The following is a 21647-nucleotide window of genomic DNA, read 5'->3' as shown; positions in this document are numbered from 1 at the left end:
ACGCGACTTTATCATTCAATAAAATCTAGCAAGTACAACTCAAACCTCATGTAAAAATTCAAATCTTGCTTGGACTTGACCATTTTCTAATGTGACTTGCTCACAAAACATTTCATAAGGTCGAACCCAGATTGAATAATCATCATATAAACATTGGTAAACCACAACTTTTTCACGGGTTTCACTGTGCGTTGCGACATGAAAGACTTGGTATAAATTACCTTTATAATGTTTATAAATTCCAGCTTTTAACATCTACACTCAACACTCTAAATACGATATCTATGTTATACAGGATAGCCAAAGAAAAAACTCGTCCGTAGACGAGTTTTTTATGCTTTTCAATTTTTAAATTAAGAAAAGTCTAAGCCTTTTTCAAATGCTTTTAACTCGTGGCGAGCCATTGCTAAGTTTGATTTAGAACGATCTAAAACAAGATAAAGGAATAAGTTTTCATTTGAATCAAGTGGGCGAATCAAATGATACTGTTTACCTAATGTAATTAAAATATCTTCAATTACATCATCTAATTTCAGTGCTTTTGCTACTTTACGCTTAGCACGAACAACTTCAGTATTACCTGCAGCTGCTAATTCTAAGTCTAAACCTGCACCTGCAGTCGCTAAAGATAAACCACTTTCGCTATCTACTAATGCAGCACAAACGAAACCATCGATATCAGTTAATTGATCTAGTGTAATACGAGCCATGAGCATCCCCGTTTCTTTCAACATTGTTGTTCGCTTTAGTAATTCAATTTTTATTTTGCTTTACTAAAACACTTTACTATTTAGCTAAAAATATTCATTTCTAACTAACATGGATAAATTAGTATTCTTTTTTTGAATACCCATTTAATTTTATTTGATAATCAATTTTAGTTAATTATTTCCCACACTCATTTTAATAGCATAAAAAATATTAACTATTCAATAGAAATTTAAAAAATAAATGACTAATTTGACTATTTAAAACTTTTGAAAAAACCCAACAAATACCAGATACAAAAAACCCAGTACAAATCTCATTTTTCAAAAAAAATGCAACTGAAGTTACATTTTTCACAATGGCTTATCTATATATTTCTCATCAGTAATTCTGAAGTAGATTTAAGCTCATAGAGCATCTGTCCCAATAAAATATCTTTGTTGGTCATCGCCACTAAAACCAGTGGATGCTTTGGATGAGGAATGGCTGTCAAAAGTGCTTTTCCGTTCTCAGCATCTAAGGTAATTGTTTGACATCCAACAAGATTGATTTCTGAAACAAATGCGGTTACTAGGGCTAAAATCGAACTACTCACTGCGGCAATCTTTCCAGAATTGCTAATATTTTTCTTGTTGACTAAAGCAATTTCAAACCCATCAGAAGTACACAACATGATGAACTCTACACCACTGACAGAGTTCAAAAGCTGCCTGATTTGTTTTTCAGCATATGCTACAAAATCATCAGGTACTTTTCGAGATGTGTTTAGGTCAAGCATATTCAAGAAAACCCCATAAATTAATTTGTAAATTCAGCATTTTCAAAAGCCGAAAACACAGGTTTTTCAGACTTTTTCCAGCAACAGAATTATTTGATATACTTCACATTTTACACTCAATTCTATCTGTTTTTATTGGCTTGTAAACATGTTTTTTCACTTTTAATTTAATTTTTTGAGCACTGATATTGCGCCACAAAGCTTCAAATTGTCAGATTTTTTTCAACAAGGTCACTTTCAAATAACTAATATCATAAATTGAGTGGATCTTAAACCTTATCTTGATTTAATTTTAACGATACAGCATTAAAACAAGCTTAAATTTTACCATTGTTTATTTTATTGATATTGGCAGTTAAACTATAAAATCAGTTTATTGATATTATATTAAGCTTTTATTAAAAGCAGATTTGTGCGCTATTATTCGATATAAGATAAATTGATCTTATAAAAACTTTACATTTTATTTTTTGATTTGGTTATTTTTTGTGTTTATATTTATTTCATCCAACTGCTGGATGCCAAAAATTAATTTAAAAAAGGTACAAGACAATGAATAAACTTCTACTCTCTCTTGGTCTGATTGCAACGATTGCACTTGTTGGTTGTAATAAAGATAAAGCGCCAGAAACAGGGGCGACCACAGGTGAACATGCTGAAAATGCCGTAGAACAAGCAAAACATGATGCAGAACATGCCGCTCAAAATGCAGCTGATGCGACGGCGAAAGCTGCGGATAATGCAGCAAATGCAACTGCGACTGCTGTCGATCATGCCGCTGATGCAACTGCACATGCTGCCGATGCAACTGTTGATGCTGCTAAAGATGCCACTGCAACTGCCGCTGGTGCTGTTGAAAAAGGTGCTGCGGACGTTAAAGAAAAAGCAAGCCAATAGTTTTAATCTGAAAAAAAGCTCCTAAATATAGGAGCTTTTTTATATTTGTCATATATTTAGATTATCAATGAATCAGCTTTCAGTTACTTGGAGTTTTGTTTATGCCACATTCTCATCACCTAGAGCAGCATTTTATACAACGTACAGGCTGGTTAAGAGCAGCGGTCCTGGGTGCAAATGATGGCATCATTTCTGTGACCAGTTTAGTGATGGGAATGGCAGCGAGTGGTGCGTCTAGTCACACGCTATTGATTACCTGTATTGCGGGATTGATTTCAGGTGCAACCTCAATGGCTGCCGGTGAATATATTTCCGTCAAATCTCAATCAGATATTGAAGCGGCGGATTTAAAAATCGAAGCTCGCGAATTAGAAAAAAACCCGCACTTAGAGCTTAAAGAACTGACTCACATTTATATTCAACGCGGTTTAGATCCCGAATTGGCACATCAAGTTGCTGTTCAACTCACAGAAAAAGATGCCTTAGAAGCGCATGCACGGGATGAAATTGGGATCAATGAAGCAACTGCGGCAAGACCATTACAAGCTGCTGGTTCTTCAGCCTTATCGTTTTCAATAGGTGCTTTGTTTCCGACATTGTCGATTTTGTTTAGTCCAGAAGCGTATTTAGAGAAGATTGTTTTGGTGGTTGGTATCTTATCGCTGGTCATACTCGGTGCCTTATCCAGCTATTTTGCTGGTACATCAATACTCAAGGGTAGTTTCCGTGTGGCGGTATGGGGAATTATCGCAATGGCGTTCTCAAGCTGGATTGGTTCTCTGTTCCAAGTCACTCCGATGTGATCTAAGCCTCTATAAAATAAGCTACACTCTAAAGGTGTATTTGAATTATATTTTTATAATAAATACCGAACATAATTTGCTTATTGCAATTGGCTTGGGCAAAGTAACTTAAAACTCAAGGAGCTTAAGTATGTCTTTATTAGAACAATTAGGGATAAAACATCCCATCTTACTTGCACCAATGGCAGGCGTTTCTACCCCACTATTGGCAGCGGAAGTATCAAATCAAGGGGCTTTAGGCGCTTTAGGACTCGGTGCAAATACCCTAGATTCTGCACTTCAGCAAATTCAAGAAACCCAAGCGTTAACACCACATCCTTTTCAATTAAATTTTTTCTGTCATGAATCAACAGCATTAAACACTGAATCTAATACGCTGTGGAGTCAACATTTAGCCGCTGAATTTAAAAAATTCGGCGCAAATCCTCCCACAGAATTAAAATGCATCTACCCGAGCTTTAAAGACAATGATGATTTTTTAAACCTGTGTTTAGATACTCAACCCAAAGCGGTAAGTTTTCATTTTGGTATCCCGCATCAATATCAAATTCAAAAATTAAAACAGGCCGGTATCATCACTCTAGTTTCTGCAACCAATCTGGCTGAAGCGCTGGCTATTGAAGAAGCTGGGATTGATATTATTGTGGCTCAAGGTATCGAAGCAGGTGGGCATCGCGGTATTTTTAACGCTCAAATTGATGGTGCAATTAAAACCTCAGATCTAGTCACACTTATCAAAAAACATAGCTCGCTGCCTGTCGTTGCAGCAGGCGGTATTATGAATGGGCAACAAGCCAAAGCCATGTTAAATCTTGGTGCTGATGCCGTGCAATTGGGAACAGCTTTTGTGCAATGTAAAACATCAAACGCCAATGTAGCATATCGCAAGGCCTTATTTGATCACCCACTCACTCAAATTACCTCAAGCATTTCAGGTCGCCCAGCACGTGGTATCATCAATCATTGGCAAGCGAGGATTGATCAGCCCGACCGCCCGCATGTAGCCGCCTACCCTTATGCTTATGATTTGGCAAAACAGCTAAATGCTTTCGCGGTGCAACATGGTGATACTGGCTTTGGTGCATTTTGGGCTGGAAGTAATGTTGGCCAGATTCGTGAATTAGAGGCTCAGGATCTGGTTAATCAATTGGTTGTGGAAATGAACCATTCTTAATGCTCAACTCAGCTGTCAATAGAAGCTGAACTGCAACAGCTTCTATTTATATTGATTATGCTTGGCTTTGTTCAACCAACATATACACCAAATCTAGTTCAGGACATGCATACCCCAATCCTGTCATTGCAGCAGTAATTTGCCCACGATGATGTGTGCCATGATTAAATACATGCATAAGTGTCGCAGCATAAGGCAAAGTCAGTTGTTGTCCAGAAACGCGTTTATAGGTTAAATCTGCATTTAAGGTTTTTTCATCTAACTGCTCTAGAAACTCAATCCAATTTTTTGACTTCTCTTGTAATTCATCCAGTAATGCTGTCTTTTTAGTTTGGATCATTGTATTTAATGCAATTGCAGGTGATATCCCCTGCTTAAAGCGTGAATACCAGAGATAATGTTCACCCAACAATAGATGATTCAAGGTGCCAACAATGCTTTTAAAGTAAAGACCAACATCTTTGTTAAAATCATCATCGGATACAGATTTTAAACTTTCACAAAGACGCTGGGTTGCCCAGATATTGTATTGTGCCAGTATTCTGAAAGAGTCTTTATTCATGACTTAAATAAACCATCATTGTGGGTATATGAAATATAATCAGCTTGATAAAAATGCCATTTTGACTAGAATAGCGACAAAATCAATAAAGCTAGCTTGATGCTCATGTTAAATCAAATTTTTTGCCAATCGGTGAATCATTTTCCACTTATTTGATTAAGTTTTAAATTTTTTAACAACTTATTCAAAATACAAGTGAGATTTATCATGTCTGCATATCATCAAATACGTGCGCTATATGACCGTGACACGATTACAGTTTATCAAGCCTATAACCAACAAATTGCACAATTGGCGGTACAACAACAAAAGTTTGTTTCGCCCTTTTCCTTTCACAGAATGACATGGATAAAACCTTCATTTTTATGGCTAATGGAAAGAAGTCATTGGGCAACAAAATCCAACCAAAATCATATTTTGGCAATCCGTATCAAACGTGATTTTTGGGAATATTTACTCCAGCAAAGTATCCATACCGACCCGACACTCTCTGCGCATAAAAATGGCGAACACTGGTTTGAATCTTTTGAAAATGCCAAGGTTCATATTCAGTGGGATCCTGAACGGAATTTAAAGGGAACTAAGCTTGAACAGCGTAGTATTCAAATTGGGATTAGTCGTTTTTTAATTCAAGCGTTTAACAACACGGCGATTCACTCAATCCAAGATATCACGCCTCTTGTAAATAAGATGGCGCAATTTCGACGTCTAGGACAGTATAAACACGCTGAAAAGCTCTTGCCTAAACAACGTATTTATCCTTTAAACGATGCATTAAAAAAACATTTGGTGATTGGTTGATTCAGTATGGGAGTTCGCTTCCATACTAATTACACCTTATTGATTACACATCCAATAAATTTAGCGACTCAACCTGTACATCACTCATCGTATTGCCTTGTTCAAGCAAGTGATTAAAGTAAGCCTCAACAACTTTTGCTTGTTCTATCGTGCTTTCCACTTTGTACATATTTTGACGGAATTCATTACTAGAATGTAAGCCTTTGGTGTACCAAGCAATATGCTTACGTGCAATTCGGCAACCCGAGTATTCACCATAGAACTGATAAAGTTCAGACAAATGGCCCAGTAATACGTGTTTTACTTCTTGAATATCTGGTGCTGCTAAATATTCACCGGTTTTTAAATAATGGGCAATTTCACGAAAAATCCACGGACGCCCTTGGGCCGCGCGCCCAATCATAACGGCGTCAGCACCAGTATAGTCCAATACATATTTAGCTTTCTCTGGACTGTCGATATCTCCATTGGCAATCACAGGAATAGAGAGCATCTGTTTGACTTCTTTAATCAAACTATAACGTGCCGTATTTAAATACATATCCTCACGGGTCCGACCATGTAAAGCTAAGGCTGCAATTCCTGCTTCTTCTGCTCTTTTCGCCACACGGATAATATTCTCATGGCCATTTAAAAAACCTAACCGCGTTTTTAACGTCACAGGCACATCAACCGCTTTTACCACTGCATCTAAAATTCGGGCAACCAAATCTTCATCTTTCAGCAATGCCGAACCTGCCAGTTTATTACAAACTTTTTTTGCTGGGCACCCCATATTGATATCAACAATTTGCGCCCCATTTGCAACTTGATAACGTGCTGCCTCAGCCAACTGATCTGGTTCAGACCCTGCAATTTGTGCTGAAATCGGTGCTAATTCACCATCAAAATTTGCCCGATATAAACTCTTTTTGGTCATACGTAAGGTCTGATCAGAGGTCATCATTTCACTTACCGCATGCCCAGCACCAAAGTATTTGCACAGTGTCCTAAACGGACGATCTGTGACTCCGGCCATAGGTGCAACGATTAAATTATTTGACAGTTGATAAGGACCAATATACATATATATTCATACATTTTTAGACCTTCATAGTATACTGCATCTGCCATAGTGGCTCATCATTTTCTGAGTATGTTTTCTTCGACATGAAAAAATTAGTTCGACATCACGCATTTCTTAAATCTTTCAGCGTGTTAGCTCTTTCTTTAAGCCTAGTCGCTTGTGGTAAAGGTTCGTGGTTTGCCAATGAAGATGATGAACAATTAAAACAAGAGCAAATCAGAAAACTGATTCCAAATCGTGTCAATCAACGTGACTCGTGGGCAAAAGACATCTACGATATTTCCAATGAATTAAAAATCCCAACCAACAAAGAAAATATCTGTACCATCATTGCAGTGGTTGATCAGGAATCTAACTTTGTTGCCAATCCTGTCGTGCCAGGTTTGGGGGATAAAGCGGTAAAAGAAGTCACCACACGTTTAAATGAAAAGTTTGAAGATAAACTTGGAACCACAATTGGTGGCACGGTTGCTTCATATTTTGAGAATGTTTTAAAAAATCAGCCCTCACCTGATGATAACTATTTAAAACAAATGAGTCGTGTCCGCACTGAAAAAGATTTAGACGTACTTTACCGTGAAATCTTTGATTATATGGCAAAGCATTATCATGTGAGTGCGCTGACAGGTGCGGCCAAATTTGTTGGACAAGATATTGCTGAAAAAATGAACCCAATCACCACATTAGGTTCCATGCAGGTTCATATCAATTATGCCAAAGAGCATAAACGTACCAGTATGAACATCAATGAATTACGTGATGATCTATATACTCAATTTGGAGGTTTATACTATGGAATTCATCGTTTAATGATGTATCCAGCAGATTATGATAAACCGATTTATCGTTTTGCTGACTATAACTCAGGCATGTATTCGAGCCGAAATGCCGCTTTTCAAAAAATGATCGATAAGCTCACTGAAGCTGATCTGGCACTCGATGGTGATTTACTTTCGTATGATAAAAATGGCGCCCCGCGTCCGGCAATTACAGATACAGAAAAAGCCCTCACTGCTTTATTTTCAAAAAATAATATTTTAGTCACACCAAGACAACTACGTAGTGATTTAAAAGACGAGAAGCAGCAAGATTTTGAAAAAACTCAAACCTATATTGCAGTGACTAAACTTTATAAGAATAAAACAGGCAAAGATCCAATGTATGCGATAATGCCTGAAGTTGTCATTTCTGGGCCTAAATTGAGTCGTGATTATAATACTAACTGGTACGCAAGCCGCGTAAACGGACGATATGAAACATGTATGCACCGAGCAAAACGTTTAAAAATTTAGCATTATTTGATTTTGACGGAACCTTGTGTAAAAAAGACAGTTTCACAGGGTTTATTTTCTATGCTTTATCAAAAAGACATATCGTAAAGCAAGGCATTAAAATTTTACCGTGGATTCAGGCTTATTATTTAAATATCTATCCTGCCAACTCCATGCGTATCAAATTATTTAATGCAATGTTTAAACAAGCCGATGCCAATGAAATTCAAGATATTGCAAATGAATACGCTCAACGTTTAGTTCGACAACTAGATCAAAATCTTTATCAACAGTTATTAAAACATCAGACGAATGGCGATGATGTTGTTTTGGTTTCAGCATCTGTAGATATTTACCTCAAAATCATTTGCCAAATCTTAGATATCGATTTGATCTGTACTGGAACTGAAGTCATAGATGGCAAATTTACTGGCAACTATTCCACGCCAGATTGCAGTTGTGAACAAAAACGACTTCGTATCTTAGAAAGATATGATTTAGATCAATATAATAAAATATTCGCCTATGGGAACAGTGAAGAAGATTTAGATATGCTTCATTTGGCCGACTATCAATATATGGTTGGTAAGGATCAGGTTTTACCCTATTTAGAAGATGAAAAAAAATTTGCGTAATTCAGCACTGAGATTTTTCAATGTCCTATATCAATATCATCATGCCACTCTCTGAATTCTATCCCTATATTCAACACGAGTTAAAGAAATATCAAATTGAAATGGCAATAGAATATTTTGATTCAAATCATAAAATTCAAATGAAAATTGCCACGCCTGATAATTTACAAGAACAACTTAGCCAATATGATCATCCTAATCTTGGCTTCTATTTTCTCGATCAAGCTCAAAACATCAGTAAAGATAAAATCTACAAAGATGAATACTGTATATATGCGATTGCAGGTGAAGGTGGTCGAGAAACAGAGGATACGTTAGAAAAAATAAGTTTAAGAATCATCTCAAAAACACCCGATAAAAATATTAAAAGTTTTTTTAGTGCGATCAAACGTAAATTAAATAACGATGAAAATTTTGGCAAAGGTGTACAAGGAGGCTCTCGCTTCCATGATCAACATTTTTACTTAAAGTCATGGGTCGGCCATAAAGTTTTTAAATCCGATCTATACAACGAAAAAGCACCATTAATCATACCCAAATAAAAACCCCGCCAAAGCGAGGTCATATTTCTTAGAAATCTTAAAGCCAATCAATAAATCGACATGTGATTACGATGAATCATTTCTAAAGAACGTGCTTCACCTAGCACCTGATACACTTTATCCGAAGCCAAACCTTTGACAGTTTCAGCAGAACGTGAACTAAAGTTCACCCGTCCAACCGCGACTCGATGACCATACTGATCAACACATTCCACAACATCACCACGATCAAAATGCCCTTCAACAGCTTTTACCCCGACAGGCAATAAACTACGATGGTTTTCTTTAATGGCTTTGACAGCACCATCATCTAAAACCAAACGCCCTGCAGTTTGAAGGTGTGCAGCTAACCACTGTTGATGTGCTGTAACACGGTCATCGTCGGTAATGAATAAAGTACCCAATAATTCACCCGCCATTAAACGAGCCAATACATTGTCACTTTCACCACTGGCAATCAGCGTTGGACAACCTGACTTGGCAGCCAGACGAGCAGCGCGAACTTTAGTCAACATACCACCACGACCAAACTTACCACCACCGCCTGCCATATCAAACAAGGTTTCATCCATTGCACGAACAGTATGGAACAATTTTGCATTTGGATTAGAACGCGGGTCTGAATCAAACATCCCTTGCTGATCAGTCAAAATGATCAGTAAGTCTGCATGAACTTGCCCTGCAACCATTGCTGCAAGCGTATCATTATCACCAAAGCGAATTTCATCAGTAGACACTGTGTCATTTTCATTGATTACAGGAATCACTTTCCAATCAATTAAATTTTGCAGTGCATCACATGAGTTAAGGTAACGACGGCGATCCGCAAGATCATCATGAGTTAACAAGACTTGCGCCGTTTGGATAGAATGCTTTTCCAACACGCTTGACCACGTATGAATTAGCCCCATCTGACCAATGGCAGCACAAGCTTGTAGACTGGGTAAATCGGTGGGTCGATTCTCTAGCTTCATACGAACCATCCCTTCAGCCACAGCACCTGAAGACACAAGAATAATCTCGTGTCCTGCATTGTGTAGATCTGCAATTTGTTTCGCCCAATGCGAAATTGCATCCAAATCTAAACCTTGCCCATTTGCTGTGAGTAAAGATGATCCGATTTTAACAACGATACGTTTTAAAGCCTTGAGCTGACGTTGCCCATCTACCACTTCTATCATCTTGTCCTCGGTCTTTCTTTTCTAAATGGGTATCTTTAGAAATGATAGATACCCTTAGAAATTAGCGTACGTAGTACACTTCCATTTCGCCATCATCCTCGCCATCGTCATCCTCATCATCTTCTTCCTCTGCCAAAATACCAGCAAGACGTTGTTGACGACGCATTTCACGATAAGCTTCTTTTGCAGCAATCGTTTGCTCACGTGTTTCAGCTTCAAGCTGATCACGGAATGCTTTCATTTTCGCTGCATACTCTGGATCTTCGTCTTCCAACTCACGTTGTTGCTCGATTTGATCCATGAGGTAATACACAACAGGTTTGGTACCTTCCTCAAGCAAGCCTGAAGTTTTAAATACAGGACCATCCCATTGTAATTCTTCAAGAATATGATTACACCATTCTTCTTGAGTATCATCAGTTAATTGATCAAGTTTGTTTAAAACAAGAACAATCGGTAATTGAGCCAATGTTGGTGAGAATTTTTTCAATTCTTCCACAATCGCTTTGGCATTGTAGGCAGGATCTGAACCATCAATCGGTTGTACATCGACAATATGCAAAAGAATACGTGTACGTGCCAAATGCTTAAGGAAGCGAATCCCTAAACCAGCACCTTCCGCCGCACCTTCGATCAGTCCAGGAATATCCGCCATAACGAATGAACGATGACGATCCGCATCGACCACACCTAAGTTCGGTACCATTGTTGTAAATGGATAATCTGCAACTTTTGGTTTAGCTGCAGATACTGCACGGATAAAGGTAGATTTACCTGCATTCGGCATCCCCAATAAACCTACATCCGCTAGAACTTTTAACTCTAAACGAATTTCACGGTATTCACCTTTGATACCATGTGTACATTTACGCGGAGAACGGTTGGTCGATGATTTAAAATGAGTATTCCCCAAACCACCATCGCCACCATGTGCAACTAAAACCTTTTGGCCATCTTCAACCAAATCACCAATAATATCGCCAGACTCTGTATCTACAATGGTTGTTCCTACTGGAACTTTCAGAATAACTGATTCACCACCACGACCAGCACAGTTTGCGCCAGCACCGTTTTTACCACGTTCAGCGCGAAATTTACGGGTATAACGATAATCTACTAAGGTACTGGTATCGTCGTCAGCTTGAATATATACGCTGCCGCCACGACCACCATCACCACCATCTGGGCCACCAAATGGTACAAATTTTTCACGGCGAAAACTGGCTACGCCATTGCCACCGTCGCCAGCCTCTACGGTAATGACTGCTTCATCAACAAAGCGCATGCTGCCAATCCTCTAAAATCTTTAAAACCCCATATTCTGCCATATTTTCAAAAATTTCTCGAATAGTATTATTCAGCTAAGCATGAATTTTCTTAAACATTTATTGTGAGAGGCTTGATAATGCATATTTTTATTCGATTTCGATTGTTTTTTATTCACATATTTTTCTATAATCAGTTAGCTGAAAATCAATAATTCAAAATTAAATCACGCTTATTTTAATGAATCTCACAATTTCTGTTTATTCGCATGCATTTTTTTGATTTTCGAACTTATACATTAATTTTAAGGAACACTCATATTGTCTATCGTCCAACTCAGTGCTGCGCTTGGACCCGCAGAATGTGAACTCGCTGTAAAATATACGCTTGAAGAAATACGCAAAGAAGCCAAAACAAAAAAGATCCGTCTCCAAACAATTGAAAGCCATACGACTCAATATGGTTATTCCTCGGTACTGCTCAGTGTCAATGAGGATGCCCGAACATGGCTCAATACTTGGCTCGGTACAATTCAATGGACTTTTCAAAGTCCAATTCGTCCACAACATAAACGTAAAAACTGGTTTGTAGGTATTGCGCTTTTCGATACACCGTTGCAACTCCCTGCAGATGACACCATCACTTTTCAGGCCTGCCGTGCTTCAGGTGCTGGTGGCCAGCATGTCAACACAACCGACTCTGCTGTCCATGCAACGCATGTTGCATCTGGAATAAGTGTAAAGGTCATGTCTGAACGGAGCCAACATGCCAATAAACGTGTGGCAAAAGAGTTGATTGCACTCAAACTACAACAACAGATGGAGAGCCAGCAAGCCCATCAGAAACACGCTCAACATTTACAACACGCGTTGATCGAGCGAGGCAATGCTCTACGCAGTTTTAAGAAGTAGAAATATTTTAAAAAGAGAATTACATGAAACAAAAACACTATAATTTAAAAAGTTTAGATAGCGAAATTTTAGATATTACAGCTATTGATGCAGATACATGCAAAATTTATATCGTCACCGAAAAAGGCTATTTATATTGCTACAACTTAACTCAACAGCAATTACAACAGTTATCCATAACGCCCCTTCCGCTTCCAGTTCTAAATAATCGAGAACTCCGTCATTACGGTACCCCTAAATACCAAATTAAATGTAGTGCCAATGGGAAATTTATCGCAGTTTATATCGATCATGGGCGATTTGGAGTTGTAATAAATACCCAAACACTGGAAACAGTTCTACACATTGATAGTCAAAATTATTATGAAGATACCGTATCTTTCTCATTGGCTTTTGCACAGTTCAATTCACAAGATATTTGTATTTATAGAAGTGACTGGAATCGACTTGAAGCATTTAATTTAAGCACAAATCAGCTTTTGACTGAGCGCTATATTGCAGCTTATGAAACTGAACCTCCTAAACACTATTTAGATTACTTTCATGGCGCGTTATATGTCAGTCCAAACAATGATTATATTTTAGATGATGGTTGGATATGGCATCCTGTAGCTTCTCCCAAAGTTTGGTCACTCAGTCAATGGTTTAAACATAACCCTTTTGAAAGTGAAGATGGCTCAAGTGTCCAAACATTATGTTATCGAGAAAACTGGAATGCTGTAATGTGCTGGCTTGATGATCAGCATGTTGCCATTTGGAATATTGAACTGTGGGATCAAGAAGAGTTTGACCTTAAACCTGAACCTAAAAATCGATCAGGAATACATCTTCTTTCACTCGCGAAAACTACGTGGGATGATGATTATTCAGCAAACTATTGGGAAATGCCCGAACAAACTCAACAAGTTTTTAATTTATATGCTGATCAAAATTTATTAATAATTGTAGGCGATAAGAAGATTACGACTTATGCCATTGCTGATCGAATCTTGTTAAATCAAATCGACAATTCACGTCCACAAAAGCAGCATAAGAGTAGACAAAGCTTACTGTCTTTTGCAAATAAAACCATTTATGAAACAAGCTATATCTAAATTTTGGCAATAAAAAAGGAAGCCTGAGCTTCCTTGATTTACAACACAATAAAATTAAGACTTCTGCAAATCCAATTGAGGTTGATTTGATTCTTCAAGCATTTTACGATCCACTTCAGCTGGGTTATTTAAAGCATCATTGAGCTTATCAACATCCAGCTTTCCGACCCACTTGGCAACCACAATCGTTGCCAAAGAGTTACCCACCAAGTTAGTCAATGCACGTGCTTCTGACATGAAACGGTCAATACCTAAAATCAAAGCCAAACCAGCGACTGGGATATTGCCTACAGCAGCCAAAGTTGCTGCCATGACAATAAAGCCTGAACCAGTTACACCTGCTGCGCCTTTTGATGAAATCAACAAGACTGCAAGCAAGGTAATTTCATGCCAAATATCCAGTTGAGTATTGGTTGCTTGTGCAATAAAGATCGCCGCCATAGTCAAATAAATAGAGGTACCATCAAGGTTAAATGAATAACCTGTTGGAATTACCAAACCAACCACAGACTTTTCACAGCCAGCAATTTCAAGCTTTTTCAGCATACGCGGTAATACAGATTCTGAAGACGATGTACCCAATACAATCAGCAATTCTTCACGAATCATACGAATCATTTTTAAAATACTAAATCCGCAGAAACGACTGATCGAACCTAAAATAATAAAGATAAACAACAAACACGTGATATAGAAACAAAGAATTAACTGTGCAAGTTGCGCTAAGCTACCAATCCCATACTTACCAATGGTAAATGCCATCGCACCAAAAGCACCAATTGGCGCAAGTTTCATGATCATATTCACGATGTTAAAGAACACATGCGAAATTTGATCAATCAATCTTAATACTGGTTTTCCAGCATCGCCCAGTTTATGTAATGCAAAACCAAACAATAAGGCAAATAAAAGAACTTGTAGAATTTCACCTTCTGCAAATGCACCCACAACGGTATTTGGAATGATATGCAAAAAGAAATCAACGGTAGACTGTGATGCACCTGATTCCACATACTTACTGATACCTGTGGTATCTAAAGTCGCAGGATCAACATTCATACCAACGCCCGGTTTGGCGATATTGATGACAACCAAACCAATAATCAGGGCAATGGTAGACACGACTTCAAAGTATAAAAGTGCAATACCACCGGTCTTACCCACTGATTTCATGCTTTCCATGCCCGCAATCCCACTGACCACGGTACAGAAAATCACAGGGGCAATAATCATTTTAATGAGCTTAATAAAAGCATCACCTAAAGGTTTGAGTTGTTCGCCTAAACCAGGAACACTTTTCTCTACACCATTGATCAATTGAGTACCACTTGGAAAGTAGTGCCCTACAATCACACCCAAAATAATGGCAACAATCACTTGAAAATAGAGTGACTTATACAGCGGTTTCTTAGCCATGATAATTACTTCTTTCTATATTTCTGTTTGAAGAAATATCCAATGTTAATGCTACCATTTGCTGACACAGCCCAAAATCCCGATAAAAACTTCTGGGAAGTCGGTTTTTAGCAAATAAAAATCCCTTCAGAAAACGACAGTTTTCCAAAACAATGACAACGAATGACGATGTTTAAGATTTATTCTCGCTGGCACCTTGGCCAAAAGAATAAATACAGAACAGGAGATAAAAAAATAAAACGCTCTTCAAGGCTATTTTAATTAATTTTTGATGATCAATCTCTATGCAAATGTTAATTTCGCCTAACATCTGTGCAATTTATGCTTAGACCTTAGTCTAATATCGTCTATATCTATACGATTCAGATCCATTTATGGCATAGTGTATTCCACTGTCTCCTCTCCCTTGATCCATTTGACATGAATACAAAACGCAATCTTTATAAAGACTTTGAACATCCTTTTGCGCAGTTTGTGCGAATTGTCGGTAAAGGGAAAAATGGTGCACGATCATTAACTTATGATGAAGCTTATCAAGCTTTTTCAATGATTTTGAAAAATGAAGTCTTAGACGTACAACTTGGCGCATTTTTAATGTTGCTTCGGGTCAAAGAAGAATCTGTAGATGAACTGACAGGTTTTGTCCAAGCGACCAAAGACCAATTGAATTTTCAACCACTTGCTGTGGATTTAGATTGGTCATCTTATGCGGGTAAACGCAAACATTACCCGTGGTTTTTATTGGCAGCATTAACACTTTCAAAGCATGGTTATAAAATCGTGATGCATGGTGCATCAGGCCATACCATGAACCGTGTCTATACTGAACAAGTCTTAGAATACTTGGGCTTTCCAATTTGCCAAAATGAAGCACAAGTCAAACATCAACTAGACACGCAAAATTTTGCCTATTTGCCTTTAAATGTAATTTCTCCGATCTTGGCAGATTTGATCAATCTTAGAAATGTGATGGGTTTACGCTCCCCGATTCACACACTGGCTCGTTTGATTAATCCATTCAATGCCAAAGCAACCTTACAGGCAATTTTCCACCCTGCTTATCGTAGTTCACACCAACAAGCTGCCTTTCAATTAGGTTATAAAAATAGTGCTGTGATTAAAGGTGAAGGTGGCGAGTTTGAGCGAAATCCTGATGCAAAAACCCTCATCTGTGGCATTCAAGATGGTGAACTTTATGAACATGAATTGCCTAAATTAACCGATAACCGTAGCCCCACAGAAGAACAGCTTGATCTCGCTGTTTTTAAAGCGGTTTGGGAAGGCCAACAAGCACATGAATATGGAGAAATTGCCATCACTGAAACAATGGGCATTGCTTTATATACCATGGGTATTGTAAATAACTATCCAGAAGCCATGAGTAAAGCAAAGCACCTTTGGAACACGCGTTTCTAATTTCATCTTTAAACACAAGCGTGAACGTTATTGATCACGCTTTTGGATAAAATAAAAATCAGCCCAATAGGGATAACTTTTCCCAGAAGAATGAATATTGATGAGTTGCAACTGATCACCCACTTTGACATCGATATTATTGGGTTGATAAGGACCAGATAAATAAGCATCTTTTTGCTTACCAATCAGACTTAAACAATACAGATGATGGGTTTTTATCTTTTTTGATGCGTCGGCTGTATAAGCATTACGGATCTTGATACCAATTAACAGCATGGGATAACCATCATTTTTAATTGATGTATATTGTGTGACTGGCATTTGGAAATTTTGACTTGCGGTTACGGTAACATCTAATAAACATTGAATACGTCTTGCATCACTTGTTCGCTCAGCGAATGCACTGGTCGAAATTGCAGTGATACAGAATAAACTGAGTCGAGTTAGCGTTATTGTTTTTAGTCGCGTTATTGTTTTGAGCAACTTGAGCATTTTAGCCTCTTTATCGTTTTTAAGATTTTTATCATGCTGAATATCTTTATCACCTTATTACGCACTTCTCGTTTGAACGTATTTATCGTTTTAACATATTTATCGTTTTAACATATTTATCGTTTTAATATCATCATGATTGAAACAGTTTAAATTTTATTGTTTTTTAAATTGAGTGTTTGAATCACAAAGTGAAACTACTCTGTGATTCAAGGGATCTTTTGCTCAGTTAGATAAAACGAATCGGTTTAAATTCTGGCTCAGGCACATGCGAATCACATTCCTCACCTTCTTCTTTATGCCCTTTATCGATATAACCTGTACGTTCTTTTTCAGGTATATTCTGATGTTCCCAAGCAATCACTGCTTGCATACAGGTTTGACGTTGCTCAGCAGTCAACGCCACACCATTTGGCCATTTACCAATTTCTACCGCAGTTTTTAAACGCTCAACAATATCAGCATCTAAAATAGAAAGCATCTGTTCAATATTCATGGTCAATCCCGCTGAAAAGAATCAAAATCTTGATTCCAGCCAAGTTTAGTACGACAAGCCATATAGAAGTCATAACCTGGTGGATGTAAAAGTATTAGTTTGAAGGGATGTTTACGAATATGCAAACTATCACCGACATTTAATGAAACGCTATGCTGACCATCGGCACTGACCATCGGCAACACCCGGTTTTCACGGATCAATATCTTAATTTCGCTTTGCCCACCCACCACAATCGGTCTTGATGACAACGTATGTGGGTGCATTGGAACCAAAGCAATTGCATCCATACTTGGATGTAAAATTGGTCCACCACCAGATAAGGCATATGCCGTTGAACCTGTCGGAGTCGATACAATTAAACCATCGCTGTGTTGGCGATAAACATATTGCCCATCAATGTTCAGCTCAAAATCAATCATATGTACAGATTTACCAGAATGAAGTACCACATCATTCAAAGCAATTGCATCATAAATTATTTCATTTTTACTGCGAATTTCAATTTCCAATAAAAAGCGACGATCAAGCTGAAACTCACCTTTTAAAACTTGATCTAACTTAAACAACACTTCAGTCGGTTTAATATCTGTTAAAAACCCTAAACGACCGCGGTTTACCCCAAGTACAGGAATATTGTATTTTACCAAGGCACGTGCAGCATGTAATAAAGAACCATCACCACCCACGACAATAACCAAATCAACCACTTCACCGAGCAGATTCTTACTGACAGTTTGTGTATTGGTATAAGGTACAAGTTGTGCTGTAGCTGTATCAAAAACTGGATGCAGCCCCAAACTTAATAAATGATCGTGTATAAGACAAAGCGTATCAACCACAGATGATTTATCTGGTCTTCCAATTAAACCGATATTACGAAAGGTCTTTGGTGAAATTTGCACAGATGCGGTAGCTCCACTGAAATTCTGAGATATAATAGCACTCTCAGTATATGTTTATAAAATCATTCATATACGAAAAATAACGAGAATGTTTAAAAAGCCTTTAAATTTGTGTATTTCACAGATTTATTATTGCAAAATTAAGAAAAGCTTCGCATGATTAGCGAAAATAAATTTGGGTATTATTATCTGTATATGAAGACCGAACGTGGTATAGGCTTAATTGCACTGATTTTTTGTGTATTAATTATTGCAGTATTTCTCGCATTTAGCGTCTACTTAATTCGCCTCGACAATGTTATTCGAGATAAGTTTGAAGGCAATCGTTGGGATATTCCTGCGAAAGTATTCGCTCGCCCATTAGAAATCTATGCAACTGCGCCAATTGCCCAAATAGAGTTTGAACAAGAACTCAAATTACTCGGTTATAAAAACAGTGATAGCTATACCAAATCGGGAACCTATATTACCCAACCGAATACAATTTACGTACATACACGTGGCTTTGACTTTGGTGACAGTGTAGATCCAGAACAAGTCCTACAAGTGACCTTTGCTGGTGATACAGTTACAGATGTAAAAGCCACCAAACCGACCAATACGGGAATCGCACGTTTAGAACCGATGTTGATTGGTGGTATCTACCCGCAACACAATGAAGACCGCGTCCTCATTAAATTAAATAAAGTTCCTAAACCTTTGATTGAAGCTTTAATTGCTACAGAGGATAGAAACTTTTATCGTCATCATGGTATTTCATTCCGTGGCACAGCGCGTGCGTTACTCAGTAATGTGACTGGTGGTAAACGTCAAGGTGGTTCAACACTCACTCAACAGTTGGTTAAGAACTTTTTCTTAACCCCTGAAAAGACCTTAAAACGTAAAGTGAATGAAGCCCTGATGTCGCTGTTATTAGAGCTTCATTACAGCAAAGACGAAATTCTAGAAGCCTATTTAAATGAAGTGAATTTAGGTCAAAGTGGTAACTATTCTGTCAATGGTTATGGCTTGGCTTCACAATTCTATTTCGGCTTACCGCTCAGTGAATTAAATATTTCACAACAAGCATTTTTGGTTGGTTTAGTTCAAGGGCCTACTCTATTTAACCCTTGGAAAAATCCTGAAGGCGCAAAAAAACGTCGCGATATTGTGCTGAACAATATGTTGGTGATGGGATACTTAGACCAAGCGCAATATGAAAAAGAAATTGCACGTCCGCTCAATGTGGTGCGTAAACCAACATTAGGTACAGCAAGCTTCCCAGACTTCTTAGATATTGTACGTCGTCAACTTAAAACCGAATACCAAGAGTCAGATTTAACCAACCAAGGTTTAAGAATTTTTACGACACTTGATCCAATTGCACAAACTAGAGTGCAAAAGAGCTTTAGAGAAACGGTAAGCCGTTTAGCCAATGCGAACCCCGCAAGACTAAAAGACCTACAAGGCGCTGTTTTAGTTACTCGCCCTGAAAATGGCGAATTGATTGCTGCTGTTGGCTCAACCCAAGACTTTACTGGCTTTAATCGTACTGTAGATGCGAAACGTCAAGTAGGTTCTTTGCTTAAACCTGTGATTTATTTAAGCGCGTTGGAATCAGGTCGTTATAACTGGGCATCACAAATTGAAGATGCGCCAATTAGTTTACCTGTCAGTGGTAATCAAACCTGGACACCAAAGAACTATAGTGGAACAGGTCATGGCTATGTTCCGATGTCTCAAGCCTTAGCAAACTCTTATAACTTGTCTGCTGTGCGTTTAGGGAACGAATTTGGGATCTCTACATTTAGCAATAACTTGTCTAAATTTGGGGTGACCTCAAAGATTCCAAACTACCCGTCTATTTTCCTTGGTGCGGTTGATATGTCGCCAATGGAAGTGATGAGTATTTATGGTAACTTTGCAACAGGTGGATTTAAATATCCAACCAAAGCGATTCGTACTGTTGTAGATTCTAATGGTCGTTTATTGGAACGTTTTGGTTTAAATGTACAACAAACCATAGACCCTTCTGCTGCTTTCTTATTGAACTTTGGCTTACAACAAGTCATGTCGGCGGGTACAGGTAAAGCAGCTTACAACACATTACCTGCTGATCTCAAACTTGCGGGCAAATCTGGTACAACCAACGATACCCGTGATTCTTGGTTTGCTGGATATTCAGGCAATAATTTAGCAGTGGTGTGGTTAGGCTTAGACAACAATAAAATCACTGGGCTTACAGGTTCATCAGGTGCATTACCTGTCTGGATCAATGTCATGAAGCAATTACGCCAAAAACCAGTGAATTTACGTCAAACAGATGATATTTCATGGCAATGGATAGACTCTCGAACTGGGGAGCTTTCAGCACAAGGCTGTGAAGGCGCACTATATATTCCATTATTACGCCACACTGTCCCTAATCGTGCGACAGAGTGCGGCATGCCATATTATCAAGTTGATCCTCAATCCACACCTGATACGCAACAAAACACTTCACAGCCGCATTCAAGTGATAGTATAGAAAACTATATTCGCGAAAGTGAAGACAGTTTAGATCAGGACTCAAGAGGTCATGTGATCTCAAGTGGTAGTTATAACAACTAATCTAAACGTGTTGAATATACGGGTAAATTGGCTTTTAAATAGGAATTTGTGATGAAACGAAATGTAAGCACAATCGCTTATATTCTAAGTTTAAGCGGAATATTAACTTTGGCTGGGTGTCAAACAACGCCCCAACAAAATTCTAAACCGAGCAAATCTGTTGAAAAGCCAAAATCTGAACAACCTGACCATCGGGTTGCTACACCAGATGGGGTAAAAATTACCCCTTATGAACGCCCTGAAATTAAACGTGAAAAAGTTCCTGTCGTGATTGCACCACAATCCAAGCCTCAAACACAAAAATTTGAGGATGGGGAAAATATCCCAGCATTTAAACAGCTCATCCAACAAACTCGAACTGCATATCAAAAGGGCCAGTGGGATGAAGCTGAACGTTATGCAATCCATGCACAACGTATAGCACCACAATCAGCACAAGTGTTCTCTTATTTGGCTCAAATTGCCAATCAGAAGAAACAATATGCGAATGCTGAATCTCTAGCGCGACGTGGTTTAAGTTATGCGCAAAGTCCATCCCAAAAGAAAACTTTTTGGAATGTTATTTTGCAGGCTGCTCAGCAATTAAAAAATCAACAGACCATCGCAGAAGCGCAAAAACAGTTACAACGTTTATAACTGTTTAA

General features: G+C 38.2%; 23 protein-coding genes. 12 read left to right on the top strand and 11 right to left on the bottom strand.

What is annotated here, in order from left to right; genetic code table 11:
- Positions 1–39: 39 nt before the first annotated feature.
- From AS4_RS06850 to AS4_RS06840, 3 genes are all read right to left on the bottom strand, one after another.
- Positions 40–255: a DUF1653 domain-containing protein gene (locus AS4_RS06850; protein WP_004820203.1), complete on the bottom strand. Its 216-nt coding sequence runs from the start codon at positions 253–255 to the stop codon at positions 40–42.
- A gap of 98 nt (positions 256–353) precedes the next feature.
- Positions 354–710, bottom strand: coding sequence for a hypothetical protein (locus AS4_RS06845; RefSeq protein ID WP_004721834.1), 357 nt, complete (start codon positions 708–710; stop codon positions 354–356).
- Between the two features lie 365 nt (positions 711–1075).
- Complete coding sequence (locus AS4_RS06840; protein ID WP_004721835.1) at positions 1076–1486, bottom strand: roadblock/LC7 domain-containing protein; 411 nt, start codon at positions 1484–1486, stop codon at positions 1076–1078.
- A 552-nt stretch (positions 1487–2038) separates the two neighbouring features.
- Between AS4_RS06840 and AS4_RS06835 the strand changes: the two genes are divergently transcribed.
- From AS4_RS06835 to AS4_RS06825, 3 genes are all read left to right on the top strand, one after another.
- A complete protein-coding gene (locus AS4_RS06835; RefSeq protein WP_004820201.1) occupies positions 2039–2383 on the top strand; it encodes a hypothetical protein in 345 nt (114 codons plus the stop codon).
- Positions 2384–2484: 101 nt separating this feature from the next.
- Complete coding sequence (locus AS4_RS06830; RefSeq protein WP_004820198.1) at positions 2485–3186, top strand: VIT1/CCC1 transporter family protein; 702 nt, start codon at positions 2485–2487, stop codon at positions 3184–3186.
- Positions 3187–3316: 130 nt separating this feature from the next.
- On the top strand, positions 3317–4360 hold the full coding sequence (locus AS4_RS06825; RefSeq protein WP_096733639.1) for an NAD(P)H-dependent flavin oxidoreductase: 1044 nt from the start codon (positions 3317–3319) through the stop codon (positions 4358–4360).
- A 55-nt stretch (positions 4361–4415) separates the two neighbouring features.
- Here the strand turns inward: AS4_RS06825 and AS4_RS06820 are convergent, their stop codons facing one another.
- Entirely contained in the window at positions 4416–4922 is a 507-nt protein-coding gene (locus AS4_RS06820; RefSeq protein WP_034612147.1) for a DinB family protein, read from the bottom strand.
- A gap of 207 nt (positions 4923–5129) precedes the next feature.
- Here AS4_RS06820 and AS4_RS06815 point away from each other — a divergent pair, with 207 nt between their 5' ends.
- Positions 5130–5723, top strand: coding sequence for a DUF4291 domain-containing protein (locus tag AS4_RS06815; protein WP_034612150.1), 594 nt, complete (start codon positions 5130–5132; stop codon positions 5721–5723).
- A 43-nt stretch (positions 5724–5766) separates the two neighbouring features.
- Here the strand turns inward: AS4_RS06815 and dusB are convergent, their stop codons facing one another.
- Positions 5767–6789 (bottom strand): tRNA dihydrouridine synthase DusB, encoded by a 1023-nt coding sequence (dusB, locus tag AS4_RS06810; RefSeq protein WP_096733638.1) that lies wholly within the window; start codon positions 6787–6789, stop codon positions 5767–5769.
- A gap of 83 nt (positions 6790–6872) precedes the next feature.
- Here dusB and AS4_RS06805 point away from each other — a divergent pair, with 83 nt between their 5' ends.
- The 3 genes from AS4_RS06805 to AS4_RS06795 are packed head-to-tail and all read left to right on the top strand — an operon-like array spanning position 6873 to position 9237.
- Positions 6873–8081: a DUF1615 domain-containing protein gene (locus AS4_RS06805; RefSeq protein ID WP_096733637.1), complete on the top strand. Its 1209-nt coding sequence runs from the start codon at positions 6873–6875 to the stop codon at positions 8079–8081.
- Positions 8048–8695, top strand: coding sequence for an HAD-IB family hydrolase (locus AS4_RS06800; protein WP_004820178.1), 648 nt, complete (start codon positions 8048–8050; stop codon positions 8693–8695). Before AS4_RS06805 ends, AS4_RS06800 begins: the two co-directional genes overlap by 34 nt.
- Before the next feature lie 20 nt (positions 8696–8715).
- The gene (locus tag AS4_RS06795; protein ID WP_096733636.1) at positions 8716–9237 is read left to right on the top strand and encodes a hypothetical protein; all 522 of its coding nucleotides are present in this window, start codon (positions 8716–8718) and stop codon (positions 9235–9237) included.
- A gap of 47 nt (positions 9238–9284) precedes the next feature.
- On the opposite strand, the gene proB is transcribed toward AS4_RS06795, so the two are convergent.
- Together proB and cgtA are read right to left on the bottom strand one after the other, a co-directional pair.
- Positions 9285–10418 carry a glutamate 5-kinase gene (proB, locus tag AS4_RS06790; RefSeq protein WP_004721861.1) on the bottom strand — a complete coding sequence of 378 codons (1134 nt, stop codon included), beginning with the start codon at positions 10416–10418 and terminating at the stop codon, positions 9285–9287.
- Between the two features lie 61 nt (positions 10419–10479).
- Positions 10480–11703 carry an Obg family GTPase CgtA gene (gene cgtA / locus AS4_RS06785; protein ID WP_004820174.1) on the bottom strand — a complete coding sequence of 408 codons (1224 nt, stop codon included), beginning with the start codon at positions 11701–11703 and terminating at the stop codon, positions 10480–10482.
- A gap of 301 nt (positions 11704–12004) precedes the next feature.
- Here cgtA and prfH point away from each other — a divergent pair, with 301 nt between their 5' ends.
- Both prfH and AS4_RS06775 read left to right on the top strand, forming a co-directional pair.
- Complete coding sequence (prfH, locus tag AS4_RS06780) at positions 12005–12595, top strand: peptide chain release factor H (protein WP_096733635.1); 591 nt, start codon at positions 12005–12007, stop codon at positions 12593–12595.
- Positions 12596–12618: 23 nt separating this feature from the next.
- Positions 12619–13689, top strand: coding sequence for a hypothetical protein (locus AS4_RS06775; RefSeq protein WP_096733634.1), 1071 nt, complete (start codon positions 12619–12621; stop codon positions 13687–13689).
- Between the two features lie 54 nt (positions 13690–13743).
- On the opposite strand, the gene AS4_RS06770 is transcribed toward AS4_RS06775, so the two are convergent.
- On the bottom strand, positions 13744–15105 hold the full coding sequence (locus AS4_RS06770) for a dicarboxylate/amino acid:cation symporter (protein WP_096733633.1): 1362 nt from the start codon (positions 15103–15105) through the stop codon (positions 13744–13746).
- Positions 15106–15525: 420 nt separating this feature from the next.
- Here AS4_RS06770 and AS4_RS06765 point away from each other — a divergent pair, with 420 nt between their 5' ends.
- On the top strand, positions 15526–16521 hold the full coding sequence (locus AS4_RS06765; RefSeq protein WP_096733632.1) for a glycosyl transferase family protein: 996 nt from the start codon (positions 15526–15528) through the stop codon (positions 16519–16521).
- A gap of 27 nt (positions 16522–16548) precedes the next feature.
- Here the strand turns inward: AS4_RS06765 and AS4_RS06760 are convergent, their stop codons facing one another.
- From AS4_RS06760 to AS4_RS06750, 3 genes are all read right to left on the bottom strand, one after another.
- A complete protein-coding gene (locus AS4_RS06760; RefSeq protein WP_096733631.1) occupies positions 16549–17013 on the bottom strand; it encodes a hypothetical protein in 465 nt (154 codons plus the stop codon).
- A 229-nt stretch (positions 17014–17242) separates the two neighbouring features.
- Positions 17243–17509 (bottom strand): YeaC family protein, encoded by a 267-nt coding sequence (locus AS4_RS06755; RefSeq protein ID WP_004721875.1) that lies wholly within the window; start codon positions 17507–17509, stop codon positions 17243–17245.
- Between the two features lie 2 nt (positions 17510–17511).
- Positions 17512–18414 (bottom strand): NAD(+) kinase, encoded by a 903-nt coding sequence (locus AS4_RS06750; protein WP_004721877.1) that lies wholly within the window; start codon positions 18412–18414, stop codon positions 17512–17514.
- Between the two features lie 195 nt (positions 18415–18609).
- Between AS4_RS06750 and mrcB the strand changes: the two genes are divergently transcribed.
- A complete protein-coding gene (gene mrcB / locus AS4_RS06745; protein ID WP_035371136.1) occupies positions 18610–21003 on the top strand; it encodes a penicillin-binding protein 1B in 2394 nt (797 codons plus the stop codon).
- 51 nt (positions 21004–21054) lie between these two features.
- Positions 21055–21639, top strand: a complete 585-nt coding sequence (locus tag AS4_RS06740; protein WP_096733630.1) for a tetratricopeptide repeat protein — start codon at positions 21055–21057, stop codon at positions 21637–21639.
- The last annotated feature ends 8 nt before the right edge of the window (positions 21640–21647 follow it).

This window comes from Acinetobacter guillouiae (assembly GCF_002370525.2).
Lineage (GTDB): Bacteria > Pseudomonadota > Gammaproteobacteria > Pseudomonadales > Moraxellaceae > Acinetobacter > Acinetobacter guillouiae.
This window is presented reverse-complemented; position numbering and strand designations above follow the sequence as displayed.